We start from the raw sequence: 22,688 nt of genomic DNA on the forward strand, positions 1-22,688 counted from the left end.
GCGTTGTGCGTCCTTCCGCGGGACGCACAACGCGCACGCATCAGTTCCAGCCGAAGTCGCGACGCAATCTGTTTGCGACGGAATCGAATTGGGGCTTGCTCAGAATCGCACCCTCGCGGCGGATGCCGTCCTCGGGCACGTCGAGCACTCGATCCAGTCGAATCCAGCTCGGTCGGCCCTCGGCGTCCCAGGACCCGGACCCGATCGACTGCCAGTCACGATCTCCGTCGCGGCTGCTCTGGCTCGACAACATCAGGCCGAGCAGGTCGTTGCCCTCGCGTCCGATGACCAGCACCGGGCGGTCCTTGCCCTGGCTGGCATCTTCCTCGTAGGTGACCCAGGTCCAGACGATCTCACCGGGGTCGGCCTTGCCGTCCAGGTCGGGGGAGTACTCGATGGTGCGGGCGCGCTGCGCTGTAGGTCTGGTCTGCGATGCCACCGGACGCCCCGGACGAGGTGCCGGAGCGGACGTGCGCGCGGCCGTTCCGCTGATCGCGTCCTTGCCCTTCTGCAGGGCTCCGGACTTCTGCAGTTGACGCAGCAGCCGAGGTCCCTCGCGCATCGCGATCTTGCCCAGTTCCTTGCCGAATCTGCTCCAGTTGCCAGCCATGCGGCGAGTGTAGCGATGCAGACGCTGCTGCTCATCGCCCGAACCGCGGCAACGTGAACACCCGACTCGGACAGCCGGGGACGGCGCACCGTTCTCGGCGTGGGACGATAGGGAAACCCGTTCGCTCATTTCGAACACGCCAGCCGAAGGATACGAGTGCCCAGCTTCGCCGACACGACGTTCACCGATCCGTCCAGGATCAGGAACTTCTGCATCATCGCCCACATCGACCACGGCAAGTCGACGCTGGCCGACCGGATGTTGCAGCTCACGGGCGTCGTCGACGACCGGTCGATGCGCGCTCAGTACCTCGACCGGATGGATATCGAGCGCGAGCGCGGCATCACCATCAAGGCGCAGAACGTCCGGCTCCCATGGGTCGTCGACGGTGAGGAGTTCGTGCTGCACCTCATCGACACGCCAGGCCACGTCGACTTCACCTACGAGGTGTCGCGCGCACTCGAGGCCTGCGAGGGTGCGGTGTTGCTCGTCGACGCCGCGCAGGGCATCGAGGCGCAGACGCTCGCGAACCTGTACCTGGCCCTGGACAAAGAGCTCACCATCATTCCGGTGCTCAACAAGATCGACCTGCCCGCTGCCGACCCGGATCGCTACGCCGCCGAGATCGCCCACATCATCGGCTGCGAGGCCGACGATGTGCTGCGCGTGTCCGGCAAGACCGGTGTGGGGGTGGAGGAACTGCTGAACGAGGTCGTCAAGCTGGTTCCGGCCCCGGTCGGCAATCCCGACGGCCCGGCCCGCGCGATGATCTTCGACTCGGTCTACGACACCTACCGCGGCGTCGTCACCTACGTCCGCGTCGTCGACGGTGCACTCAACCCGCGCGAGAAGGTCACGATGATGTCCACCGGCTCGACGCACGAGCTGCTCGAGGTCGGGATCGTCTCTCCCGATCCGAAGGCCACCAAGGGCCTCGGCGTCGGCGAAGTGGGCTACCTCATCACCGGCGTGAAGGACGTCCGCCAGTCCAAGGTCGGCGATACCGTCACCACCTTCCGCAAGGGCGCGACCGAGCCGCTGACCGGCTACCGCGAACCCCGTCCGATGGTGTACTCGGGCCTCTACCCGCTCGACGGCTCGGATTACCCCGACCTGCGCGACGCACTCGAGAAGTTGCAACTCAACGACGCGGCCCTGACCTACGAGCCGGAGACCTCCGTCGCGCTGGGATTCGGCTTCCGCTGCGGCTTCCTCGGTCTGCTGCACATGGAGATCACCCGCGAGCGGCTCGAGCGGGAGTTCAACCTGGACCTGATCTCGACCTCGCCGAACGTGGTCTACCGCGTCGAAATGGAAGACGGTGCCGAACACATCGTCACCAACCCGTCGTACTGGCCCGAGGGCAAGGCGCGGGAAGTGTTCGAGCCGATGGTCAAGTGCACCATCATCTCGCCGAGCGAGTTCATCGGCTCCATCATGGAACTCTGCCAGGGACGACGCGGAGAACTCGGCGGTATGGACTACCTGTCCGAGACCCGAGTGGAGCTGCGCTACACGATCCCCATGGCGGAGATCATCTTCGACTTCTTCGACATCCTGAAGTCCCGGACGCGTGGATACGCCAGCCTCGACTACGAGGAGATCGGCGAGCAGAGCGGCGCGCTGGTGAAAGTCGACATCCTGCTGCAGGGTGAAGCCGTCGATGCGTTCTCGGCAATCGTGCACAAGGACGCTGCTGCCGCCTACGGCAACAAGATGACCACCAAGCTCAAGGAGCTCATTCCGCGTCAGCAGTTCGAGGTTCCGATCCAGGCAGCCATCGGCTCTCGCATCATCGCCCGCGAGAACATCCGTGCGATCCGCAAGGACGTGCTGGCCAAGTGCTACGGCGGCGACATCAGCCGTAAGCGCAAGCTGCTCGAGAAGCAGAAGGAAGGCAAGAAGCGGATGAAGACGATCGGTCGCGTCGAGGTGCCGCAGGAAGCCTTCGTCGCCGCTCTGTCCTCGGAATCCTCGTCGGACAAGCCGAAGAAGTAGAGCAGCTCCTGGTCGCCGGCAGCGACCTCACACACTTTCTGCCGACTGCGCGCCCCGCTCACCTCGGAGCAGGGGCGCGCAGTTGTCAGTAGGGGCGCGCAGGCCCCACCGAATCCGGTCACGAACGGCGCGCGAGTACATTTCGAAACTGTGACGACCCCGATTCTGAAGCAGCTACGTGTTCCCGTCGTCGGTGCGCCGATGGCAGGCGGCCCGAGTACTCCCGAACTCGCCCGTGCAGTCTCGGAGGCGGGTGGGCTCGGCATGATCGCCGGTGCGTTGCTGACGCCCGAAGCCTTTGCAACGCAGATCGATTCGGTCCGCGATCTGCTGTTCGGAGTCAATCTCTTCCTGCCCGAGGAGCCATCGGGTGCGGACGTGAAGTCCTACGCCGAGCACCTCGCGTCCTGGTTCGAGCGTTTCGACGCGGAGCCGGGAGAGCTGGTCCGACGCGACGACTTCTACGCCGAGAAGTTCGCCTGGTTGCTCGCGCACCCGGTACCGCTGGTGTCGAGCACGTTCGCGACGTTCGACGCGGACGAGGTCGCGCAACTGCACGCCGTAGGAACAGAGGTGTGGGCCACCGTCGCCACCGCGTCGGACGCGTCGGTGGCCACCGCCAACGGTGTGGATGCTCTCGTGGTGCAGGGACCCGAAGCGGGCGGGCATCGCGGCACCTTCGACGGCTCGGCCCCCGACGAGCCGCTGACCGAACTGCTGACCGCGGTGCGTGAGATATCCGATCTACCGCGAATCGCCGCCGGCGGACTGATGGACGGCAACGACATTGCGCCACTGCTCGATTCGGGTGCCGCACATGCCGCGCAGCTCGGAACCGCGTTTCTGAACACACCCGAGGCCGGCACCAAGCCGGTGCATCGACAGCAACTGACGGTCGCTTCCGACACTGCAGTGACCAGGGCGTTCTCCGGCCGACCTGCGCGGGGGTTGGTGAACGAGTTCATGCGCGAGAACTCCGAGGCCGCACCACTGGCGTATCCCGATCTGCACTACCTGACCGCGCCGATGCGGGCGAAGGCCGCGGCTGCGGGTGATCCGTCCGGACTCTCGATGTGGGCCGGCACCGGTTTTCGCCGGGCACAGGCGAAGCCCGCGGCCGAGCTGATCGCCGAATGGGCGAGGCAACTCGGCCGCTGAGCCCTCCCGCTCAGGGGTTGGAGTGGGCGGGCTGGAAGTGCCCTGCCACCTGAGCTTCCTCGGCGCGGATGACGTGCACCACCGCGTTGATCAACGCGAGATGGGTGAACGCCTGCGGGAAGTTGCCGAGATGACGGCCGGTGCGATGGTCGATCTCCTCGGCGTAGAGCTTGAGTGGGCTCGCATACCCGAGCAGACGCTCGCAGAGGTGCTTGGCGCGAGGAAGTTCGCCGATCTCGACCAGCGCCGACACGAGCCAGAAGGAGCAGATCGTGAACGTCCCTTCCTCGCCCGCCAGACCGTCGTCGGTGGTGTCGGTTCGGTAGCGCAGGACCAGGCCGTCCTCGGTCAACTCGTCGGCGATGGCCAGCACCGTCGCACGGATGCGTTCGTCCTCGGCAGGCAGGAACCGAAGCAGCGGTGCCAATAGCAGTGACGCATCCAGCGACGGGTCACCGTAGCGCTGAGTGAGAACACCCCGAGAGTCGGTGCCGTTCTCGAGAATGTCCGCCTTGATCTCGTCGGCGATCTCGTTCCACTTGGCCGAATACTCCGTCTCGCCGTGGATGTCGGCGAGCTTGGCACCTCGGTCGAGCGCAACCCAGCACATGAGCTTCGACGAGGTGAAGTGCTGGGGTTCACCGCGCACCTCCCAGATGCCGCGATCGGGCTTGCGCCAGTTGGCGATCGCCTCCTCCACCTGGCGCCTGAGCAGGGGCCACAGGAATTCGGGCACGTGCTCGCGCGACTTGACATGCAGGTACACCGAATCGAGCATCGTGCCCCAGATGTCGTGCTGCTCCTGGTCGTAGGCTCCGTTGCCGATACGTACCGGACGTGCGCCGTCGTATCCGGACAGGTGCGGCAGTTCGCTCTCGTCGAGCGTCTTCTCGCCGCCGATGCCGTACATGACCTGGAGGGGATTGACCTCGCCGTTCGCCGTTGTCGCCACGTCGGACATGAACGCGAAGAAGTCGTTGGCCTCGCGGTCGAGTCCGAGTGTGTACAGGCCCCACAGCGCGAACGTCGAATCACGCACCCACGTGTAGCGATAGTCCCAGTTACGTTCTCCACCAGGGGTTTCCGGAAGCGACGTGGTAGACGCAGCCAGCAGGGCACCGGTGGGGGCGTAGGTCAGACCCTTGAGTGTCAGGGCGCTGCGCTGCAGGTAGCCTCGCCACGGGTGATCGGGGAATCGGCCGATCGTGATCCACTGCCGCCAGCATTCGGAGGTGCGCCACATCTTGTCCGCAGCTTCGTCGAACGTCTGCGGCGCAGGCAGATCCGACCACGAGAGAGCAACGAAGACATTGTCGCCCTCCGTCATTCGGGTGCGGGCGCGGGCTTCGCGTCCTTCGATGCCGATGCGGAGGTTGGTGGTCAGCTTCAACGTGGGCTGATCACCGCCCGCGCTGGCCTCGCAGGTGGCGGTGGTTTCCTCGTACACCTTGCCGGTGTACTCCCACTTCGCGGGCGCGCGGTGGTAGTCGAAGGCCGGCTCGCAGCTCATCTCGAGTTCGACCGTTCCGCTGACGCACTTGATGGTGCGCAGCAGGATGTGTTCGGCGTCCCAGTCGCTCGGTGCGCGCTTGTGAGTACGAGAGCGCTGGTCGGTGTTGTGCCACGGTCCCATGACGAGTGCATCGCGCACCACGAGCCAGCCGGTTTCGGTCTGCCACGTCGTCTCGACGATCAGGCCACCGGGCAGGTATCGCCGCGCTGCGGGCACCGATTGACCGTACGGCCCGACCCGGAAGTGTCCCGCGCTGCGATCGAGGACCGCGCCGAAGATACTGGGGGAGTCAGGGCGAGGCACGCACATCCACTCGACCGATCCGTTACGAGCGATCAGACAGGTCGTCTCGCAGTCCGAGAGGAACGCGTAGTCGTCGATCGGCGGAAAGGCACTGCGATAGGACGTCAGGGTGGACACCGGTGCGTCGGTGCTGCCCAACGCTCCCTGAACTTCGACCCCGCCCAGACCTGGATGCCCCGACCCCATGGCGGGCTCGTCGGCCACCGGGGGCACTGGCGAAACATCTTCGTATGCCGTCATGGCGTAATCATCGACCGATCCACGGCATGCGTCCACTGCTGGTCGTCGGTCGGCGTGGCGTGAGAGCGGAACGAGCTGGTTTAAGCTGCGAGGGTGGAATCGATCGCACGCTGGTGGGACGGCGTCGAACTGTGGGTGACGGGTTTGCCGTTCGTGCCACAGTCGATAGTCGTGCTGCTGGTCATCGTGCCTACCGCGTTCCTGCTGGCACGTGTCTTCGATCGCGTGCTCGCGGTGGTTCTGCACCTGCTCGGGCGTGATGCACGGGCTGCTCGCGACGCGGAGCTGACGGGTGCGACCACCACTACGACGAAGGATGGACAGTAATGCCTCGGTCTCGGGTCACGTTGGCGCTCATCGCGCTCCTGGTGCTGGTTGTCATCGCCTGGTTGCTGACTCGCTAGCCGATTAGAGTCGGTCCGGATCCTCTGCTAGATTTCTGACCGTGTCTTCTGCCGCCGAGTACCGCGTCCGCCATCAGTTGGCGTTGATTGCTGTCGGCATCCTGGCAGTCGCCGACATCGACTGTTGTTGATTTCTTCCTTCGTCGAATCGGTTCCGTCGATCCGTTGCCCGCGCGCCTGCATCTCGCGGTCGGGTTCGTGGCGAACCCTCTGTGGTTCACGGTGATCTCGCGATGGCACGCGGACACGGTGGTGCTCCGGTTCGACTTCGGCCATGTCGACTTCTGCCCAGCTCGCATTCACTGCACATCATCACGAAAGGTCCTCTCTCGATGAGGCACAACTCTCGCTACCTACTGACCACCTTCGCGGCCGTGGGAACCCTTCTCCTCACTGCATGCGGGGGTGGATCGAGTGACGTCGTCGGCGGTGAGCCGGACACCGCCAGCGGTCCCGCATTGACTCTCGTAGGGTACGCCGTACCCAAGAACGGTTGGGACGCAATCGGTCCGGCGTTCGCAGCCACCGAGGACGGCGAGGGCACGGCGATCAACGCCGACTACGGCGCATCGGGTAATCAGTCTCGCAAGGTCGCCGACGGCGCACCCGCCGATATCGTCAATTTCTCGGTCGAACCCGACATCACCCGTCTGGTGCAGGCGGGCAAGGTCGACGAGGACTGGAACCAGAATGCCTACGGCGGAGTGCCGTTCGGCTCCGTGGTGACCATCGTCGTGCGCGAGGGCAACCCCAAGAACATTCGTACCTGGGACGATCTGATCAAGCCGGACGTTCAGGTGATCAGCCCCAGCCCGCTCAGCTCGGGCTCGGCCAAGTGGAACCTGCTCGCCCCGTACGCGGCGAAGAGCAACGGCGGCCAGGACAGGCAGGCCGGTCTCGATTTCGTTCGCACCCTCGTCGCCGATCACTTCCCGGTTCAGCCCGAATCCGGCCGCGCCGCAACCGAAGCCTTCCTGCAGGGCCAGGGTGATGCGTTGCTCAGCTACGAAAACGAGGCGCTGCTCATCGAGGAGCAGGGACAGAACGTCGAGCACGTGGACGTTCCCGTCACGTTCCGCATCGACAATCCGGTGGCCGTGATCAACAGCAGTGCCAACCTCGACCGCGCCAATGCGCTGAACGATTTCATCTACACCGACGAGGGGCAGAAGATCTGGGCGGAGTCGGGCTTCCGACCGACGAACCCCGACATCGCGTCGGAGTACTCCGACAAGTTCTTCACCCCCGAACAGCTGTACACCATCGATGATCTCGGTGGTTGGACCCAGGTGGATGCCGATCTGTTCGGTGACAGCGGTGCGATCACGACGATCTATCAGGAAAGTACTCGGTAGCGATCGATGTCATCTTCGACCACCGAAGCCGCAGCTGCGGGTTCGACCGTCTCGCCCGGCACGAGACCACGGTTTCGTGCCGGGCGGGAAGGCCGAAAGTTCAGGGGTCCGGGATCGGTGGGGCCGTTCGGCCTCGGAGTCGCCGTGTTGTGGCTCAGCGTGATCGTGCTGCTTCCGTTGGCAGCATTGACGGTTCAGTCGGTCGACGGCGGTCTGGCCGGCTTCTGGGATGCGGTCACCGTGCCGCGTGCACTGGCCACGTTCAAGGTCACCCTCCTGGTGTCCGTGGCGGCGGCGGTGATCAATCTGTTCTTGGGAACCCTCATCGCGTGGGTCCTGGTGCGGGACGAATTCCCGGGTAAGCGATTCGTCAACGCCCTGATCGATCTGCCGTTCGCGCTGCCGACCATCGTGGCCAGCCTGGTGTTGCTGTCTCTCTACGGACCGGCGAGTCCGATCGGATTGGTGTTCAACGCAACCAAGCCCGCGGTGATCGTCGCGCTGCTGTTCGTCACGTTGCCGTTCGTGGTGCGTGCGGTGCAACCGGTGCTGATCGAGCTGGACAAGGACGTCGAGGAGGCGGCCGCCTCACTGGGTGCGAACAACTGGACCATCTTCCGACGCATCGTGCTGCCGGTGCTGTTGCCCGCCGTGCTGTCGGGAGGAGGTCTCGCGTTCGCCCGAGCGATCGGCGAATTCGGATCGGTGGTGCTCATCGGAGGCAACATCCCCAACGACACGCAGGTGGCGTCGCAGTACATCCGCGAACTCATCGAATACGACCGGCCCACCGATGCCGCCGCGATCTCGGTGGTGCTGTTGGCGATCGCGTTCGCAGTGTTGTTCGTACTTCGCGTGGTGGGCAATCGCCTGGCCCGACGTGAGGAGCAGATCTCGTGAAAATCGGCCTGCCGATCAAATTGACGCTCCGCACCGTGGCTCTGCTCTACCTCGCCGTTCTGGTGCTGTTCCCCCTCGGGGCAATTCTCTATCGCACCTTCGAGAACGGCGTGGTGACGTTCTTCGAGCAGATCACCACGCCCGCAGCTCAATCCGCCCTGCAGTTGTCTCTGCTCATCGTCGCGATAGTGGTTCCGATCAACATCGTGTTCGGCGTCATCACTGCATTGGCGCTCGTGCGAGGACGGTTCCGCGGCAAGGGCGTACTCGAAGCCGTCGTCGATCTGCCGTTCGCGGTGTCGCCGATCATCACGGGCGTTGCGCTGATCCTGTTGTGGGGAGCCAACGGATGGTTCGGTGGCGTCGAGAGCCTCGGCTTCAAGGTCATCTTCGCACTTCCCGGCATGGTCATCGCGACGATCTTCGTCACGCTTCCGTTCGTCGTGCGCGAGGTCGAACCCGTGCTCTACGAAATCGGTGAGGAGCAGGAAGAGGCCGCCTCGACGCTGGGTGCGTCCTCGTGGCAGACGTTCTGGCGCATTACTCTTCCGGCGATCCGGTGGGGCCTGACCTACGGTGTCGTACTCACCGTCGCGCGTTCGCTCGGCGAGTTCGGTGCCGTCATCATGGTCTCGACCAACCTGCCCGGCATCTCTCAAACACTGACGCTGCTGGTCAATTCACGATACGAGGACTTCAACCAACAGGGCGCGTACGCCGCGTCCACACTGCTCATGGCGATCGCCGTCATCGTGCTGCTGTTGATGACTGCCCTCGACAAGAAGAGGACGAAACAATGACCGAGGCATCCCCCGAGATCGAGATCTCCGTCGTTGGCGGCAACAAGCACTACGGCGATTTCGCCGCGCTCGACAACGTCAGCATCGACATTCCCAAGGGGTCGCTGACGGCGCTGCTCGGACCCAGTGGTTCGGGCAAGTCCACTCTGCTTCGCTCCATCGCCGGACTCGAGCAGCTCGACTCCGGTCGAGTGGTGCTCGCAGGCCAGGATGTGACGTGGGTGAGTCCGCAGCGCCGCGAGATCGGATTCGTCTTCCAGCACTACGCGGCGTTCAAACACCTGACGGTGCGTGACAACGTCGCGTTCGGCCTTCAGATTCGCAAGCGGCCCAAGGCCGAGATCGCCAAGAAGGTCGACGAGTTGCTCGAGATCGTGGGGCTGGCCGGTTTCCAGACCCGCTACCCGGCGCAGCTGTCCGGTGGACAACGCCAGCGCATGGCACTGGCTCGCGCTCTCGCCGTCGACCCGCAGGTGCTGCTGCTCGACGAGCCCTTCGGCGCGCTCGACGCGAAGGTGCGTGCCGATCTGCGGACGTGGCTGCGTCGGCTGCACGACGAGGTCCACGTCACCACCGTGCTGGTGACCCACGATCAGGAGGAGGCGCTCGACGTCGCCGATCGGATCGCGGTGCTGAACAAGGGCAGAATCGAACAGGTCGGCACCCCGGAGGATCTCTACGATCGCCCGGCCAACAATTTCGTGATGTCGTTCCTCGGTCAGGTGGCCAAGCTCAACGGACTTCTGGTGCGGCCGCACGACATTCGCGTCGGACGCGACCCGTCGTTGGCGCAGGCTCAGGCGAGCGGGACGGCCGAATCGGCCGGTGTGACGCGTGCCGTCGTCGAGCGGGTGGTGCACCTCGGCTTCGAGGTGAAGGTCGAATTGAAGAACGCGGCAACCGGTGAACTGTTCGCGGCCCAGATCACCCGCGGAGACAGCGAGGCTCTCGGCCTGCGCGAGGGCGAGACCGTCTACGTACGAGCCACCCGCGTGCCCACGATCGCCGACGCCACCGACTCGCGTGCGACGGTGGAGTCGTAGCGGCGCGACGCCAGTTCGGCCACGGCCGGGTGCGCGCCGATGACCTCGGCGTGCACCACGTCCGGTAGGCCTGCCACCGACGCTTCGATCCGGTCGGTGAGCAGTCCCGGGGCCAGGAACCAAGGTGCCACGACGATGCGGTCGGCTCCCAGCGCGCGCAGCTGTGCGATCGCGTCGGTGGGGGACGGGGAGACCGATGTGGCGAAGCAGGTAACGGCTCCGGCCCAGTGCGTTCCGGCGAGCAGCTTCTGTGCGATCACACGGGTGCGCTGATTCGCCGGTGCCACCGAGGAGCCGACGGCGGCCAGGGCGATGCCGACCGTCGAATCGGAGACTCCGACACCGGTATCGGCGATCCGATCACGGACCGCCTCGATGAGGAGTCGGTCGTCTCCCAGAACCTCGGCCTGCCTGATCGACACGAGAGGGTGTCGCGTCCTCGCTGCGTCCAACAGCTCGGGCAGATCGACTTTCGCGTGGAAAGCCTTGCCCAGCAACATCGGAACGGCGACGATACGACTGTGACCGGCAGCGGCCAGGTCGTCGACTACCTGATCGACGCGGGGCTCGGAAAGATCGAGAAACGCGACACGCACGTCCAGGTCCGGTCGCCGCCGACGCAGGACGTCGACGGCGCGGTGGACCGCTGCGCTCGAGCGCGGGTCACGGCTGCCGTGGGCAACCGCGATCAGTGCGCTCACGCCGGAACTGCCGACCCCAGCTCGACGGCAGCCAGAGCGTTACCCACGAGTCCGGCAGCCAACGTGTTGCCACCGGCGGGATCGATCAGCAGGAAGCTGCCCGTGTGCCTGTTGACGGCGTAGTCGTCCGCCACGATCGGCTCGGCGACGCGCACGGAGATGCGGCCGATCTCGTTGAGCTCCAACGACTCCGGTCCTTCGTGCGCGATGAGCTCCTGCTCGTCGAACCGTTCGACCAGTGTTCCGACGATGGCCTGAGTGGTGCGAGTGCCGTGCTTGAGCAACAGACGAGCACCCGGACGAAGCGGCTTCTCGGCGAGCCAGCACACAGTGGCCTCGAAGTCGCCGATCGGCTCGGGCGCATCCTGCGGTGAGGCGATGGTGTCGCCGCGGGAGACGTCGACGTCGTCGGCCAGGACGAGGGTGACGCTGCGTCCGGCATGAGCGGTACGCAACTCGCCGTCGGCGGTGTCGATGCGCTCGACAGTGGTTCGGGTGCCGGAGGGCAGGATGACGACCTCGTCGCCGACGTCGACGGAGCCCGCTGCGACCTGCCCTGCGTATCCGCGATAATCCGGGAATTCCGCGGTGCGGGGCCGGATCACGTACTGCACGGGGAAACGCAGACCGACCCGGTGCGGTTCGGCATCGACCGGAACCGACTCGAGGTGCTCGATGAGGGTCGGACCGTCGTAGTACGGGGTCTTGTCGGACTTCACCGCGACGTTGTCGCCGTGCAGTGCGGACACCGGGATCTCGATGACGTCCTCGCTGGACCACCCGAGCGAGGAGGTCAGCGAGTTGAACTCGGCCGAGATCTCGGCGAACACCGTTGCCGGGTCCTCGACCAAATCGATCTTGTTGACCGCGAGCACCAGGCGCGGAACGCCGAGCAAGGCGAGAACCGCTGCGTGCCTACGAGTCTGGGTGATGACACCCTTGCGGGCATCGACCAGAAGGATGACCAGCTGAGCCGTCGACGCGCCGGAGACGGTGTTGCGGGTGTACTGCACGTGTCCGGGGGTATCGGCGAGCACGAAGGAGCGGTGCGGCGTCGCGAAGTAGCGGTAGGCGACGTCGATGGTGATGCCCTGTTCGCGCTCGGCGCGTAGGCCGTCGACGAGCAGCGACAGGTCCGGTGTCGCCAGTCCCTTGTCCACCGAGGCCCGTGTTACGGCATCGATCTGGTCTGCCAGAACGGATTTGGTGTCGTACAACAGCCGTCCGACGAGGGTCGACTTACCGTCGTCGACGCTACCTGCGGTGGCGAGGCGAAGAAGTTGCGTTCCCGTGCTGCTCATCAGAAGTATCCTTCTCGTTTGCGATCTTCCATGGCAGCCTCGGAGACGCGGTCGTCTCCGCGGGTGGCTCCGCGTTCGGTCAGTCGTGACGCCGCTACTTCGGCGAGGATTGCCTGGTTGTCGGCGGCCTCGGACAGCACGGCACCGGTGGTGGATCCGTCGCCGACGGTGCGGTAGCGCACCGACAGGGTCTGCAGCTCTTCGCCCTCGGCCGGTCCGCCCCAGACGCCGGGCGTCATCCACATGCCGTCGCGCTGATACACCGGGCGCTGGTGGGCGTAGTAGATGCTGGCCAACTCCACATCGTCACGGGCGATGTAGCGCCAGATATCGAGTTCGGTGAAGTTGCTGAGCGGGAACACACGCACCTGCTCGCCGGGAGAGTGCTTGCCGTTGTACAGGTTCCACAGTTCGGGGCGCTGCTTCTTGGGCTCCCATTGGCCGAATGCGTTGCGCAGCGAGAAGATTCGTTCCTTGGCGCGGGCGCGTTCCTCGTCGCGTCGAGCACCACCGAACACGGCATCGAACCGGTTCTCGGAGATCGCGTCGAGAAGAGGCACGGTCTGCAGCGGGTTGCGGATGCCGTCGGGACGCTCGGTGAGGCGTCCGTCGGCGAGGTACTCCTCGACGCTGGCCACGTGCAGGCGCAGGTTGTACTTGGCGACCACGTGATCGCGGAAGTCCAGCACCTCCTGCAGGTTGTGGCCGGTGTCGACGTGGAGCAGCGCGAACGGCAGGGGAGCGGGCCAGAACGCCTTGATCGCCAGGTGCAGCAGAACGGTCGAGTCCTTGCCGCCGGAGAACAGGATGACGGGGCGCTCGAACTCGCCCGCCACCTCGCGGAAGATGTGGATGGCCTCGGATTCGAGTGCGTCGAGGGTGTCGAACCGATCTGCATCGAGATGGGTTCGACCGACGGTTGCCGAGGTGAGGTCGAGTGTCATGAGGCGTGCAACCCACATTCGGTCTTGGCCTTGCCGGCCCAACGACCGCTGCGCGGGTCGGCTCCGGGGGCAGGTTTGACGGTGCACGGTGCGCACCCGATGGACGGATAGCCCTCGTCGACGAGGGGATTGACCAGAATCGAATGCTCGTCGATGTAGGCCTGCATCTGCTCGTCCGACCACGGTGCGATCGGGTTGATCTTGACCAGGCCGAAAGCGTCGTCGAACGAGATCAGCGGAGCGTTGGCACGGGTAGGGGCCTCCACTCGCCGGATACCGGTGACCCAGGCGCTGTAGTTCGCCAGTTCCTTCTTCAAGGGTGCGACCTTGCGCATCGCGCAGCACCGGTTGGGCTCGCGGGCGAACAGGTCCTTGCCCTCGATCGAATCCTGTTCGGCAACAGTCTTCTCGGCGCGGGCATTGACGACGTTGACGCCGTAGACGGCCTCGACGGCGTCGCGCGTTCCGATGGTCTCGGCGAAGTGGTAGCCGGTGTCGAGGAACAGCACGTCCACACCCGGGTGAACCTGTGCGGCGAGGTGAACGAGAACCCCGTCCTGCATGTTGGAGGCAACGATGAAGTCGTTACCGAAGGTGTCCTCGGTCCACTGCAGCAGCTCCAGTGGGCTCGCCCCGTCGAGTTCGCGGGCACCGCGCTCGGCGATGTCCTTCAGTTCCTCCACCGTCAAATTCAGCCTGGTAGTCATCGCAAATCCGCCTCGTCTGCTCGCACGGCCCACTGAGCGAACCGTTCGCCGTCCTCGCGGTGCTTGTCGAAATTGCGCACCACTCTGTCGATGTAATCTCCCAGCTCGGAGCTGTTCACCTTGTGCTGGCGCAACTTTCGGCCGAACGCACTGTCCAGACCGAGGCTGCCTCCGAGATGAACCTGGAAACCCTCGATCTGATTCCCGGCTCCGTCGTCGACCAACTGCCCCTTGAAGCCGATGTCCGCGATCTGCGACCGTGCGCACGAGTTGGGGCAGCCGTTGATGTTGATCGTGATCGGAACGTCGAGTCGACTGTTGATGTCGGACAGGCGCTCTTCGAGCTCCGGCACCAGAACCTGTGAACGCTTGCGGGTTTCGGCGAACGAGAGCTTGCAGAACTCGATGCCGCTGCAGGCCATCAGGTTCTTGCGCCAGTGCGACGGCCGGGCAGGAAGGCCCAGCGCATCGAGATCGGAGATCAGCTGTTCGAGCGTCTCGTCGGGAACGTCGAGCACGATCAGCTTCTGGTACGGCGTGAATCGCACGCGATCCGATCCGGCCTTCTCGGCGGCGTCGGCGACGGCGGCGAGGACAGTGCCCGAGACACGCCCCGCGATGGGTGCCACGCCGACGGCGTTGAGGCCGTTCTTGAGCTTCTGGATGCCGACGTGGTCGCGGGGCCGAGCGGGCTTCTCGGGAGCCGGGCCGTCGATGAGCTTGCGGTGCAGGTACTCGTCTTCGAGGACCTGGCGGAACTTCTCGATGCCCCAGTCCTTGATGAGGAACTTCAGGCGCGCCTTGGTGCGAAGCCGGCGGTATCCGTAGTCGCGGAAGATCGAGACGACGCCCTCCCACACATCGGGAACGTCCTCGAGCGGGACCCAGACGCCGACGCGCTGCGCGAGCATGGGGTTGGTGGACAGTCCGCCGCCGACCCACAGGTCCAGACCCGGTCCGTGCTCGGGATGCACCACGCCGACGAAGGCGCAGTCGTTGATCTCGTGCACCACGTCCTGCAGGCCGGAGATCGCCGTCTTGAACTTGCGCGGCAGATTGGAGTACTCGGGCTTGCCGATGTAGCGCTCGACGATCTCGTCGATGGCGGAGGTGGGGTCGAGGATCTCGTCGACGGCCTCGCCTGCGAGCGGGGAGCCGAGAACGACACGGGGGCAGTCGCCGCACGCTTCGGTGGTCTTCAGGCCGACCGCTTCGATTCGACGCCAGATCTCGGGGACGTTCTCCACCTCGATCCAGTGGAACTGCACGTTCTCCCGATCGGAGAGGTCGGCGGTGTCGCGGCCGAAGTCCTGGGAGATCTGCGCCAGTGTGCGAAGCTGCTCGAGATTCAACGCGCCCGCGTCGCAGCGAATGCGCATCATGAAGTACTTGGCCTCGAGCAGGTCGATGTTGTCGTCACCGGTGAACGTGCCGTCGTAGCCCTGTTCGCGCTGGGTGTAGAGGCCCCACCACCGGAAACGGCCGCGAAGATCGCCCTTGTCGATGCTGTCGAAACCCTGCTTGGAGTAGATGTTCTCGATGCGGGCACGCACGTTGAGCGGGTTGTCGTCCTTCTTGGACTGCTCGTTGGCGTTCAGTGGCTCCCGGTAACCCAGTGCCCACTGGCCCTCGGCCCGACGCTTGGTCGGCCGCGGCGTGCGCTCCCGTGGTGTGGCGGGGACAGCGTCGGTGGTCGCGTCGCTGGTCGACGACATGCATTGCTCCTGCATCTTTGTGCTGGCCGGTAACCGGGACGAAACCGCGGACATCTGCGCTTTCGACGACAGCGGGAAACCGGTGGATCGAATGGACGTGCTCGAAGGAGGGCTGGTCAGCAGCCGGTCGTGTGTCGACACGACGCGCTGCAGACACGGCCGAGATCGACGTGGCGGCGCGCCACGAGTCGAATTCCTGAGTCGGTCACGGGAGCCATTGTGCCACGTCATCGCGGCGACGGACGACGGCGGCAGCTATTTACCCCGATTTCGGGGTAAATAGGCTGGCAGGGCGAGTGGGATCGGGTGGGCCTGGACTCTGGGACACTGGAGGGCGTGAATACCGTCCTACCCGTCCCGTCCACCTTCGAGCTGCCGACCGAGGCATTCGACGGGGTGGGGGACCGCGCATTCGGGATCTACGTGCACGTCCCGTTCTGCGCCACCCGATGTGGGTACTGCGACTTCAACACCTACACGGCCGGTGAACTGGGAACGTCGGCGTCACCGCAGTCCTGGTTGGAGGGCCTGCGACGTGAGTTGGACATCGCTGCGGGGCTGATCCAGGCCGGTACGGGCCGCGTTCCGACGGCAGACACCGTCTTCGTCGGCGGTGGCACGCCGTCATTGCTCGGGGGCGACGGGTTGGCCGACGTCCTGGGGGCGGTGCGGTCCAGCTTCGGCCTGACCGACGGCGGCGAGGTGACCACGGAATCCAACCCCGAATCGACGTCGCCTCGATTCTTCGACCGGCTCCGTGATGCGGGCTTCACTCGTATCTCGCTCGGAATGCAGTCCGCTGCGCCACACGTGCTCGCCGTGCTCGATCGCACGCACACGCCGGGTCGCGCGGTCGCCGCAGCCAAGGAAGCACGTGCGGCGGGATTCGAGCACGTCAATCTCGACCTCATCTACGGCACCCCGGGCGAGCGTGACAGTGACCTGGACCAGTCTCTCGCCGCGGTTCTCGACGCCGGTGTCGACCACGTCTCGGCCTACGCGCTGATCGTCGAGGACGGCACCGCCATGGCCCGCAAGGTTCGCCGAGGTGAGCTGCCTGCCCCCGACGACGACGTACTGGCGAGCCGATACGAGCGCATCGACACGGCGTTGAACGCCGCAGGCCTGTCCTGGTACGAGGTGTCGAACTGGGCCACCGACACCGCAGCGCAGTGCCGCCACAACATCGGCTACTGGGACGGCGGCGACTGGTGGGGCGCGGGACCCGGTGCACACAGTCACATCGGCGGCACCCGGTTCTGGAACGTCAAGCACCCGGCCGCATACGCCGATCGCCTCGCCGCAGGTCACCTACCGGTGATGGGCAGCGAACTGCTCAGCGCCGAGGATCGACACCTCGAGGAGCTGATGTTGACCGTGCGGCTCCGCTCGGGAGTGCCGAGAACTCTGCTGGGGCCGGCCGAGCGCGCCGCTGCCGAGCAGACCGTCGCGGACGGGTTGATGGTGGCCCGGGGTGACCATCTCGTGCTGACCGACCGAGGCAGACTGCTGGCCGACGCGGTGGTGCGCACCATCACGGCCGCCTGAAAAACCTGGCTCAGGCTCCGAGGGCGTCGTAGTCGAACACCCTGGCGTGCAACACAGTTCGATTTCTCAGTGCCGCACGCACAGCGCGGTGCAAGCCGTCCTCGAGATAGATGACGCCGCGGAACTGCACCGCGTGGGGAAACAGATCGCCGTAGAAGGTGGAGTCCTCGGACAGCAATCTGTCCAGCTCGAGCACCTTGGTGGTGGTGACGATCTCGTCCAGGCGGAGCTGGCGCGGCGGGATTCTCGACCAGTCGCGGATGGACAGGCCGTGCTCGGGGTACGGCTTTCCGTCACGAACACCCTTGAAGATCATCGCGAGCCTCGAGCCGCTGGACCGAATCGAAAGAACGTTTCCACTCGGACCACAGTAAGGCCTTGCACGAGCATGTGTTCGCCGGCTACTAGACTCGAGCGACGATTGGAAACGAGAACGGAGGTGGGCACCGATGTCGAGCACCGACGACAGGCGGTTCGAGGTTCTACGAGCGATCGTGGCGGACTACGTGTCCACCCAGGAACCCGTGGGTTCGCGTGCGCTGGTCGAGCGCCACAACCTGGGAGTGTCCAGTGCAACGGTGCGCAACGACATGGCTGTGCTCGAGGCCGAGGGCTACATCGCCCAGCCGCACACCAGCTCCGGTCGGGTGCCGACCGACAAGGGCTATCGGCAGTTCGTCGACCGGATAGCCGACGTCAAGCCACTGTCTGCTGCCGAACGTCGCGCCATCCTGGAGTTTCTCGAGAACGGCGTCGACCTGGACGACGTGTTGCGACGCGGCGTTCGATTACTGGCCCAGTTGACCCGCCAGGTGGCCGTGGTGCAGTACCCCACGCTGTCGGCGTCCTCGGTGCGCCACCTGGAGGTGGTGGCGCTCACCCCGGCCCGGCTGCTGCTGGTGCTCATCACCGACTCCGGTCGAGTCGATCAGCGCATCGTCGAACTCGGTGACGTGATCGACGACGAGAACTTGGCTCAGCTGCGGCGCCTCCTCGGTGGTGCGCTGGAAGGCAAGCGGCTGGCGGCGGCGTCGGCTGCGGTGGCCGAACTCGCCGAGAACGCCCCGCCCGCGCTGCGCGACGCGATGATTCGATCGGCAACGGTGCTGGTGGAATCACTCGTCGAGCACCCCGAGGAACGCCTGGTACTCGGCGGCACGGCGAACCTGACGCGCAACGCCGCGGACTTCGCGGGCGACGCGGGGTTTCCCGGGTCGCTCAGAGCGGTACTCGAGGCACTGGAAGAGCAAGTGGTGGTGCTCAAGCTGCTCGCCGTGACACAGGACACCCGAACGGTGACGGTGCGGATCGGCGAGGAAACGCAGGTCGAGGAGATGCGCGGAACGTCGGTGATTTCCACCGGGTACGGGTCGGCTGGCATGGTCCTCGGAGGAATGGGTGTTCTCGGGCCGACCCGAATGGACTACCCAGGAACAATCGCGTCGGTCGCCGCGGTTGCCAGGTACATCGGCGAGGTCCTGGCCGAACGCTGACGACGAGCGAGAACCGATCGAACGACGGCCGCGGGGGCGCGGGCGGCCGCACACAGCACTATCGAACGAGATTCATCTTCTAGGACGAAAGAGACGACGTGGCACGGGATTATTACGGGACTTTGGGCGTCGGCCAGCAGGCGACGGACCAGGAGATCAAGCGCGCCTACCGCAAACTGGCGCGAGAACTGCACCCGGACGTCAACCCGGACGAGGCCGCGCAGGCACGGTTCAAGGACATCTCCACCGCATACGAGGTGCTCTCGGATCCGGAGAAGCGTCGCATCGTCGACCTCGGCGGTGACCCGCTCCAGCAGGGCGGCGGAGGCGGTGGCGGTGGATTCGGTGGAGCCGGATTCGGCGGCGGCCTCGGGGACGTGTTCGAAGCGTTCTTCGGTGGCGGCGCGGGCGGCTCCCAGCGCGGGCCCAAGGGCCGTGTGCAGCCGGGCGCGGACTCGCTGCTGCGTACCAAGCTCACCCTCGACGAGTGCGCCACCGGCGTGACCAAGCACATCACCGTCGACACGGCGATCCTGTGCGACCTGTGCACGGGCTCGGGCACCAACGGCGACTCCAAGCCGGTCCGCTGCGAGACCTGCGGAGGTGCCGGTGAAGTGCAATCGGTACAGCGCTCGTTCCTCGGCCAGGTGATGACCAGCCGTCCGTGCCCCACCTGCCGCGGCGCCGGCGAGACCATCCCCGACCCCTGCCGCAAGTGCGGCGGCGACGGTCGCGTCCGGTCGCGTCGCGACATCTCGGTCAAGGTGCCGGTCGGCGTGAGCAACGGTATGCGGATCCGACTGGCCTCGCAGGGCGAGGTCGGTCCGGGCGGCGGACCCGCTGGTGACCTGTACGTGGAGATCGTCGAACAGCAGCACGAGGTGTTCGTGCGCGACGGTGACGACCTGCACTGCACCGTCCGCGTCCCGATGGTCGACGCGGCGCTCGGCACCTCGGTCACCGTCGACGCGATCATCGACGGACCCACCGAGATCTCGATCGAGCAAGGCACACAACCGAATTCGACCACGGTGCTACGCGGTCACGGTATGCCCAAGCTGCGGTCGGGCATTCGCGGCGATCTGCACGCGCACCTCGAGGTGATCGTGCCGACCAAGCTCGACAGCAAGCAGACCCATCTGCTCGAACAGCTCAGGTCGATGCGCGACCGCGACTCGGCGGAGGTGGTCACCACCGGCTCGGCGCACAGCGGCGGCCTGTTCTCGCGGTTGCGGGAAGCTTTCAGCGGTCGCTGATCGATGGCCCCCACGGTCTTCTACCTCTCCCCGCTGCCGAACGTCGGCGAGGTCGCGGTGCTCGACGGCAAGGAAGGTCATCACGCCGCGACGGTGCGACGCATCCGCGTCGGCGAGCGGGTGCTGCTCGGTGACGGAGCGGGCGGTCTGGCCGACACGGTCGTGGCCGCAGCGGAGAAGAACCGACTGGAGCTGACAGTCCAAGCACGCAGCGAGATGCCGCGTCCCACTCCGGTGGTGACGCTGGTGCAGGCATTGCCGAAGGCGGACCGATCGGAACTGGCCGTCGAGCTGGCCACCGAGGCAGGCGTCGACGCCGTGGTTCCCTGGCAGTCCGCGCGATGCGTCGCCCGATGGGAGGGCCCGAAGGCATCCAAGGGCGTCGCGAAGTGGCGGAGTACCGCGGCCGAGGCCGCCAAGCAGTCGCGTCGGGCATTCATCCCCGAGGTCTCCGAGCTGCACGATTCGCGTGAGGTCCACGCGTTCGTGCGCGGCGTCGTGGAGCGCGGTGGCATTGTCGCCGTGCTGCACGAGGGAGCCACCTCGGCGTTCCGAGACCTGCCGTTCGACTCGGTGCCCGAGGTCGCGATCGTCGTGGGACCCGAGGGTGGCCTCGACGACCGAGAGGTGGCCGCCCTGACCGCGGCGGGTGCAACCCCGGTCGTGCTCGGCCCTACGGTGCTGCGGACCTCGACGGCAGGAGCGGTGGCCCTCGGCGCGCTCGGGGTTCTGACCTCGCGGTGGGCACAGTTGCCGCCCGACTTCCAGAACGCATGAGCGCACGGATCAAGATCGCCTACGGCGACCACCCGGAGCAGTTCGGCCATCTCTATCTGCCGGCCGAACCCGTCGACGACACGACCCCGGTGGTCGTGGTGGTGCACGGCGGGTTCTGGAGCGGACAGTACGGATCCAATCTGGGTACACAGTTCGCCCGCGCCGTGGCCGGAGCCGGAGCGGTGGCGTGGAACATCGAGTACCGACGCGTCGGCGCAGGTGGGCACTGGCCGGAGATGCAGTCCGACGTGACCGCAGCACTCGACGTGGTCGCGGGGGAGCTGCAGCACCACGCCCCGGTCGGGATCGACAACGTGCGCGTGATCGGGCATTCCGCAGGCGGGCATCTGGCCGTGTGGCTCGGCGGAGAGACCGGCACGAAGGTCCGCCCGTCACGCATCGTCTCGCAGGCCGGCGTTCTCGACCTCGAACCGCGAGGTGCGTCGGGACGCACCAACCCGGCGGTCGAGGCGCTGTTGCAGGCCCGGTACCAGGACGACCCCGCGCTGTACCGATCCGCCTCGCCTGCTGCCCGTGCACCCATCGGTATCCCGACGATCTGCCTGCACGGGGCCGAGGACGTCCAGGTGCCCGCCGCGCAGAGCGAGCGGTACGTCGCGCTGGCGCAAGCCGCCGGAGACGACGCCCGACTGACGATCGTGCCTGGGGAAGACCACTTCGCTTTCCTGAACCCCGATTCGCGGTGTTGGGCGCTCTCGCTCGACGCCGTGCTCGGTGCCACCGCCGGTTAATGGGAATGCGCATCGTTGCTGCGGCGTTAAACTCCATCCATAGCAAGTGCACATCCGAGCAGCCGACACCAGAGAGCAGGCCATAGCCACCACGTGAGTGAACACAGCGAATTTCCCGCCGAGCGTGACGTTCGGTCCACCTTGGAACTCGCCCCCGAAGCGGTGATGCCACTGCTGGGACAGTCCGACGAGAATCTGCGGGCGCTCGAGCAGATGCTGACGGCAGACATCCACGTACGAGGAAACGCCGTGACGCTCACCGGAAAAGTGGCGGATGTGGCGCTGGCCGAACGGGTGATCTCCGAGTTGGCCGCGCTGGCCAAGCGTGCTCAGCCACTGACTCCCGATGCGGTGCGCCGATCGATCGCCATGCTCACCGAGGGCGTGTCGGATTCACCGGCCGAGGTGCTCAGCCTCGACATCCTCTCGCGCCGCGGCAAGACGATCCGGCCCAAGACGCTGAACCAGAAGCGGTACGTCGATGCGATCGACGCCAACACCATCGTGTTCGGCATCGGCCCGGCCGGTACCGGCAAGACGTACCTGGCGATGGCGAAGGCCGTGCAGGCATTGCAGACCAAGCAGGTCAGCCGCATCATCCTGACGCGTCCTGCAGTGGAGGCGGGGGAGCGCCTCGGCTTCCTGCCCGGAACGCTGCACGAGAAGATCGACCCGTACCTGCGCCCGCTGCACGATGCGTTGCACGACATGATGGACGACGAAGCGATCCCCAAGTTGATGCAGGCGGGGGTCATCGAAGTCGCCCCGCTCGCCTACATGCGCGGCCGCACGCTCAACGACGCATTCATCATTCTCGACGAGGCACAGAACACCACCGCCGAGCAGATGAAGATGTTCCTGACGCGACTCGGATTCGGGTCGAAGATCGTCGTCACCGGCGACGTGACCCAGGTGGACCTTCCCGGTGGCGCGCGATCCGGGCTGCGCGCGGCGTCCGAGATCCTCACCGACGTCGACGACATCCACTTCGCGCAGCTGACCAGCAGCGACGTGGTGCGGCACCGATTGGTTTCGGAGATCGTCGACGCGTACGAGCGGTTCGAGTCGACGTCGGAAGGCGTCATTCCCAATCGGGCGCAACGGCGGACCGGTGGACCGCGTTCGGCGAGAAGATGATTCAGGCGTACGGAACGACAGATGCAGGTAACG

General features: G+C 65.8%; 22 protein-coding genes. 14 read left to right on the plus strand and 8 right to left on the minus strand.

Annotated elements, in window-relative coordinates; translation table 11 throughout:
* Nucleotides 1-40: 40 nt before the first annotated feature.
* Nucleotides 41-610: a type II toxin-antitoxin system PemK/MazF family toxin gene (locus NY08_RS02195; RefSeq protein ID WP_032394560.1), complete on the minus strand. Its 570-nt coding sequence runs from the start codon at nt 608-610 to the stop codon at nt 41-43.
* A 150-nt stretch (nt 611-760) separates the two neighbouring features.
* Between NY08_RS02195 and lepA the strand changes: the two genes are divergently transcribed.
* Complete coding sequence (gene lepA, locus NY08_RS02200; protein WP_045194648.1) at nt 761-2,608, plus strand: translation elongation factor 4; 1,848 nt, start codon at nt 761-763, stop codon at nt 2,606-2,608.
* A gap of 150 nt (nt 2,609-2,758) precedes the next feature.
* Entirely contained in the window at nt 2,759-3,766 is a 1,008-nt protein-coding gene (locus NY08_RS02205) for a nitronate monooxygenase (RefSeq protein ID WP_045194650.1), read from the plus strand.
* Between the two features lie 10 nt (nt 3,767-3,776).
* Here the strand turns inward: NY08_RS02205 and NY08_RS02210 are convergent, their stop codons facing one another.
* Nucleotides 3,777-5,768, minus strand: a complete 1,992-nt coding sequence (locus NY08_RS02210) for a glycoside hydrolase family 15 protein (RefSeq protein WP_373453500.1) — start codon at nt 5,766-5,768, stop codon at nt 3,777-3,779.
* Between the two features lie 147 nt (nt 5,769-5,915).
* Between NY08_RS02210 and NY08_RS02215 the strand changes: the two genes are divergently transcribed.
* The 6 genes from NY08_RS02215 to NY08_RS02240 all read left to right on the plus strand — a co-directional run bounded on the left by NY08_RS02215 (nt 5,916) and on the right by NY08_RS02240 (nt 10,324).
* Nucleotides 5,916-6,149 (plus strand): hypothetical protein, encoded by a 234-nt coding sequence (locus NY08_RS02215; protein WP_045194654.1) that lies wholly within the window; start codon nt 5,916-5,918, stop codon nt 6,147-6,149.
* Between the two features lie 118 nt (nt 6,150-6,267).
* On the plus strand, nt 6,268-6,357 hold the full coding sequence (locus tag NY08_RS26625; RefSeq protein ID WP_327205197.1) for an Ms4533A family Cys-rich leader peptide: 90 nt from the start codon (nt 6,268-6,270) through the stop codon (nt 6,355-6,357).
* 201 nt (nt 6,358-6,558) lie between these two features.
* Nucleotides 6,559-7,581, plus strand: coding sequence for a sulfate ABC transporter substrate-binding protein (locus NY08_RS02225; protein ID WP_032394555.1), 1,023 nt, complete (start codon nt 6,559-6,561; stop codon nt 7,579-7,581).
* 6 nt (nt 7,582-7,587) lie between these two features.
* Nucleotides 7,588-8,481, plus strand: coding sequence for a sulfate ABC transporter permease subunit CysT (gene cysT / locus NY08_RS02230; protein WP_045194658.1), 894 nt, complete (start codon nt 7,588-7,590; stop codon nt 8,479-8,481).
* Nucleotides 8,478-9,281 (plus strand): sulfate ABC transporter permease subunit CysW, encoded by an 804-nt coding sequence (gene cysW / locus NY08_RS02235; RefSeq protein WP_032394553.1) that lies wholly within the window; start codon nt 8,478-8,480, stop codon nt 9,279-9,281. The genes cysT and cysW overlap by 4 nt, the downstream gene beginning before the upstream one ends.
* Nucleotides 9,278-10,324: a sulfate/molybdate ABC transporter ATP-binding protein gene (locus NY08_RS02240; protein ID WP_032394552.1), complete on the plus strand. Its 1,047-nt coding sequence runs from the start codon at nt 9,278-9,280 to the stop codon at nt 10,322-10,324. The genes cysW and NY08_RS02240 overlap by 4 nt, the downstream gene beginning before the upstream one ends.
* Here the strand turns inward: NY08_RS02240 and NY08_RS02245 are convergent.
* From NY08_RS02245 to NY08_RS02265, 5 genes are read right to left on the minus strand one after another with little or no spacing between them, the layout of a single operon-like run.
* Nucleotides 10,255-11,025 carry a sirohydrochlorin chelatase gene (locus NY08_RS02245; protein ID WP_045194660.1) on the minus strand — a complete coding sequence of 257 codons (771 nt, stop codon included), beginning with the start codon at nt 11,023-11,025 and terminating at the stop codon, nt 10,255-10,257. The genes NY08_RS02240 and NY08_RS02245 overlap by 70 nt on opposite strands.
* Nucleotides 11,022-12,326, minus strand: coding sequence for a sulfate adenylyltransferase subunit 1 (locus tag NY08_RS02250; RefSeq protein ID WP_045194662.1), 1,305 nt, complete (start codon nt 12,324-12,326; stop codon nt 11,022-11,024). The genes NY08_RS02245 and NY08_RS02250 overlap by 4 nt, the downstream gene beginning before the upstream one ends.
* Nucleotides 12,326-13,270 carry a sulfate adenylyltransferase subunit CysD gene (gene cysD, locus NY08_RS02255; RefSeq protein ID WP_032394549.1) on the minus strand — a complete coding sequence of 315 codons (945 nt, stop codon included), beginning with the start codon at nt 13,268-13,270 and terminating at the stop codon, nt 12,326-12,328. The genes NY08_RS02250 and cysD overlap by 1 nt, the downstream gene beginning before the upstream one ends.
* Nucleotides 13,267-13,977: a phosphoadenylyl-sulfate reductase gene (locus NY08_RS02260; protein ID WP_045199569.1), complete on the minus strand. Its 711-nt coding sequence runs from the start codon at nt 13,975-13,977 to the stop codon at nt 13,267-13,269. Before NY08_RS02260 ends, cysD begins: the two co-directional genes overlap by 4 nt.
* On the minus strand, nt 13,974-15,692 hold the full coding sequence (locus NY08_RS02265; RefSeq protein ID WP_032394756.1) for a nitrite/sulfite reductase: 1,719 nt from the start codon (nt 15,690-15,692) through the stop codon (nt 13,974-13,976). Before NY08_RS02265 ends, NY08_RS02260 begins: the two co-directional genes overlap by 4 nt.
* 336 nt (nt 15,693-16,028) lie before the next feature.
* On the opposite strand from NY08_RS02265, the gene hemW reads away from it, so the two are divergent.
* Nucleotides 16,029-17,240, plus strand: a complete 1,212-nt coding sequence (gene hemW, locus NY08_RS02270; RefSeq protein WP_045194664.1) for a radical SAM family heme chaperone HemW — start codon at nt 16,029-16,031, stop codon at nt 17,238-17,240.
* A 10-nt stretch (nt 17,241-17,250) separates the two neighbouring features.
* Here the strand turns inward: hemW and NY08_RS02275 are convergent, their stop codons facing one another.
* Nucleotides 17,251-17,556 carry a type II toxin-antitoxin system VapB family antitoxin gene (locus tag NY08_RS02275; protein WP_008715485.1) on the minus strand — a complete coding sequence of 102 codons (306 nt, stop codon included), beginning with the start codon at nt 17,554-17,556 and terminating at the stop codon, nt 17,251-17,253.
* A 133-nt stretch (nt 17,557-17,689) separates the two neighbouring features.
* Here NY08_RS02275 and hrcA point away from each other — a divergent pair, with 133 nt between their 5' ends.
* From hrcA to NY08_RS02300, 5 genes are all read left to right on the plus strand, one after another.
* On the plus strand, nt 17,690-18,733 hold the full coding sequence (hrcA, locus tag NY08_RS02280) for a heat-inducible transcriptional repressor HrcA (protein WP_027497502.1): 1,044 nt from the start codon (nt 17,690-17,692) through the stop codon (nt 18,731-18,733).
* A gap of 98 nt (nt 18,734-18,831) precedes the next feature.
* A complete protein-coding gene (gene dnaJ, locus NY08_RS02285) occupies nt 18,832-19,989 on the plus strand; it encodes a molecular chaperone DnaJ (protein WP_032394547.1) in 1,158 nt (385 codons plus the stop codon).
* Nucleotides 19,990-19,992: 3 nt separating this feature from the next.
* Complete coding sequence (locus NY08_RS02290) at nt 19,993-20,766, plus strand: 16S rRNA (uracil(1498)-N(3))-methyltransferase (RefSeq protein WP_045194667.1); 774 nt, start codon at nt 19,993-19,995, stop codon at nt 20,764-20,766.
* Nucleotides 20,763-21,518 carry an alpha/beta hydrolase family protein gene (locus tag NY08_RS02295; protein ID WP_045194669.1) on the plus strand — a complete coding sequence of 252 codons (756 nt, stop codon included), beginning with the start codon at nt 20,763-20,765 and terminating at the stop codon, nt 21,516-21,518. The genes NY08_RS02290 and NY08_RS02295 overlap by 4 nt, the downstream gene beginning before the upstream one ends.
* Before the next feature lie 93 nt (nt 21,519-21,611).
* A complete protein-coding gene (locus NY08_RS02300; RefSeq protein ID WP_032394544.1) occupies nt 21,612-22,655 on the plus strand; it encodes a PhoH family protein in 1,044 nt (347 codons plus the stop codon).
* The last annotated feature ends 33 nt before the right edge of the window (nt 22,656-22,688 follow it).

Origin of the sequence: Rhodococcus sp. B7740 (assembly GCF_000954115.1) — a bacterium.
In the GTDB taxonomy this organism is placed as follows: Bacteria; Actinomycetota; Actinomycetes; order Mycobacteriales; family Mycobacteriaceae; genus Rhodococcoides.